Annotated in this window: 3 protein-coding genes; all 3 read left to right on the forward strand. The window is 63.3% G+C overall.

Annotation, left to right across the window (positions count from 1 at the left end):
- Positions 1 to 1063 (forward strand): chromate resistance protein ChrB domain-containing protein (locus VEK15_12785; protein ID HXV61565.1); only part of this gene is annotated, 1063 nt, incomplete at its 5' end.
- On the forward strand, positions 1008 to 2423 hold the full coding sequence (chrA, locus tag VEK15_12790; protein HXV61566.1) for a chromate efflux transporter: 1416 nt from the start codon (positions 1008 to 1010) through the stop codon (positions 2421 to 2423). The genes VEK15_12785 and chrA, both read left to right, overlap by 56 nt.
- Before the next feature lie 32 nt (positions 2424 to 2455).
- A partial coding sequence (locus tag VEK15_12795; GenBank protein HXV61567.1) for a Type 1 glutamine amidotransferase-like domain-containing protein occupies positions 2456 to 2774 on the forward strand: 319 nt, incomplete at its 3' end.

Consider the following 2774-nt stretch of genomic DNA (forward strand, 5'->3'; position numbering starts at 1 on the left):
AATGAAGCAGGACTGGTTGCTCCTGATACATCAGCTGCCTCCCAAGCCCACGAACCCGCGGGTTCGCACCTGGCGCCGGCTGCAGAAGCTCGGCGCCGTCGCGATCAAGAACTCGGTCTACGTCTTGCCCTTCAACGACAAGACCTTCGAGGATTTTCAGTGGCTGAAGCAGGAGATCGAGTCGGCGGGCGGCCAGGCGACCGTTCTTCACGCAGGCGCCGTCGAAGGAGCGACGGATGAAGAGATCATCGCGACGTTTCGGAAGGCGCGCGACGAGGAGTACGCGCTCGTGAGCGCCGAGCTCGACGGTCTTACCGGGGCCGTTCGAGAACAGAGACGTGGCGGGCATCTTTCGGTGGCGCGCGTCGAGAGCTACGAGGCCGATCTCGACCGGCTGTACCAGGAGCTGAACCGTCTCATCGCGATCGATTTCTTCGAAGCCCGCGGGCGGTCGAGCGCGGAAGCGGCCTATCGTCGTTGCCGGAAGAGCCTCCTGACGTCGTCTCGGAGTCGCGGGCAACCGGACGAAGAATCGCGCCCGGAGGGGGAGCTCGATCCCGCGCGATTCCAGGGACGACGCTGGGTCACGCGAAAGAACCTCTTCATCGACCGGCTCGCGTCCATATGGCTGATCAAGCGGTTCATCGACAAGCGGCCGCGATTCTCGTTCGTCTCCGAAGGTGAGTCGGTGGAAGGGGGGATCACCTTCGACATGTACGGTGCCGAGCTCACCCATCAGGGCGAAGATTGCACTTTCGAGACGATGCTCTCGCGCTTTGGCTTGTCGGGTGATCGCTCGCTCCGCCAGATTGCCGAGATCGTTCACGATATCGATCTCAAGGACGGAAAGTTCAACCGCCTCGAAGCTCCGGGAGTGAGTGCGATGGTCCGCGGCCTTTCCATCTTGCTGAACGACGATCGCAAGCTCGCCGCACAATGCACAGCGCTCTTCGACGGTTTACACGAATCTCTCGGCAAGGACGAGAGCAAGACAGAGGAGACGAGCACTGGAAAACGAACGCGTCGGGACAGCGCCCGAAAGCGGCCGTCCCGCTCCAAGTGAGCGACGAGAAGGCTCGGCACCCGCGCCCCCCACGGTCACTTTCGCCGAGGCGTTCGCCTTCTGGGTCAAGCTGGGCTTCATCTCGTTCGGGGGGCCGGCGGGCCAGATCGCGATCATGCACCGAGAGCTCGTCGAGCGCCGACGCTGGTTGAGCGAGGAGCGCTTCCTCCACGCCTTGAATTACTGCATGCTGTTGCCCGGACCGGAAGCTCAGCAACTCGCGACCTATATCGGCTGGCTCCTCCACCGTACGGTCGGGGGCATCGTCGCCGGTGGCTTCTTCGTGCTCCCGTCCATCTTCGTGCTGCTGGGTCTCTCGTACGTCTATGCGGCGTATGGAAACCTGCCGGCGGTGGCGGCCGTTCTCTCCGGTTTCAAACCGGTCGTCGTTGCCATCGTCGTGCAGGCGATCCTGAAGATCGGCGGGCGCGCCCTCCGCGGGCCCGCTCATCTCGCCCTCGCGGTTCTGGGTTTCGTCGCCATCTTTTACTTCGAGGTTCCGTTTCCACTCATCGTTCTTTCCGCCGGGGTCATCGGTCTCGTGGTCGCTCGCGTTCTTCCCTCGTTGTCGCTCGTCGGCTCCACCGAGAAGCAAACGGTGCTTCCCGGGACCCGACCGACGTCGGTCAGTCCGGCGACTGTCATCGACGACGATGCCCCTTCTGCCCCCCACACTCTGCCGTCGGGAAGGCGAGCCCTGCGGATCCTCGCGATCGGGATCGCGGCCTGGGTGGTACCGTTTCTGGCCATCGGTTCGTGGCTCGGCTGGGACAGCCTTCACCTGGCGGAGTATCGCTTCTTCACCCGGGCAGCCTTCGTCACGTTCGGAGGTGCCTATGCGGTGCTCGCCTACGTCACCCAGGCGGCGGCAGGAAGCTACGGTTGGATATCTCAGGCCCAGGCGATCGACGGGTTGGCGCTCGCGGAGACCACCCCGGGACCGCTGATAATGGTCGTGCAGTTCGTCGGCTTCATGGCCGGTTGGAATCATCCTGGCGATCTGGGACAAGCGACGAGCGCGGTGACCGGAGCTCTGGTCACGACCTACGCCACGTTTCTCCCTTGTTTCCTGTTCATCTTTCTCGGAGCGCCCTATATCGAGGTGCTGCGGGGCCACAAGGGTTTGACGTCCGCGCTCGCCGGCGTCACCGCCGCGGTCGTGGGCGTGATCCTGAATCTCGCGTTGGTCTTCGGAACGGCCGTCATCTGGCCACGAGGGCTCGAGAACGACACGAACTGGTTCGCCGCGGTCGTGAGTCTCGTCGCGTTCCTGGCGCTCCACCGGCTAAAAATCGACGTCCTCTGGGTCGTGCTCGCGGGAGGTCTCGTGGGTCTCGCGACGACTCTCGTTTCGGGGTGAGTGCCGACGACGTCGAATAAATGGAGGTCTGAATGTTCCCGACGAACTATCGAAACCGGCGCCTTCTCTTGATCAGCAACTCGACCCTCCACGGAAGCGGCTACCTCGATCATGTCGCGGGCGAGATCGGCGACTTTCTCGAAAACGTGAAGCACGTTCTGTTCGTCCCCTACGCCCTCTTCGACCGTGACGCCTACGCCGACCAGGCGCGGGCGCGTTTCGAAGCGCTCGGCGTTTCGCTCGACTCCGTCCACGGTAGTCGGGACGTACGCCGAGCAGTCGAGGACGCAGAGTCGGTTTTTATCGGCGGAGGGAACACGTTCCGGCTCCTGAAGTCCCTCTACGATTGCG

This window comes from Vicinamibacteria bacterium, from assembly GCA_035620555.1.
In the GTDB taxonomy this organism is placed as follows: domain Bacteria; phylum Acidobacteriota; class Vicinamibacteria; order Marinacidobacterales; family SMYC01; genus DASPGQ01.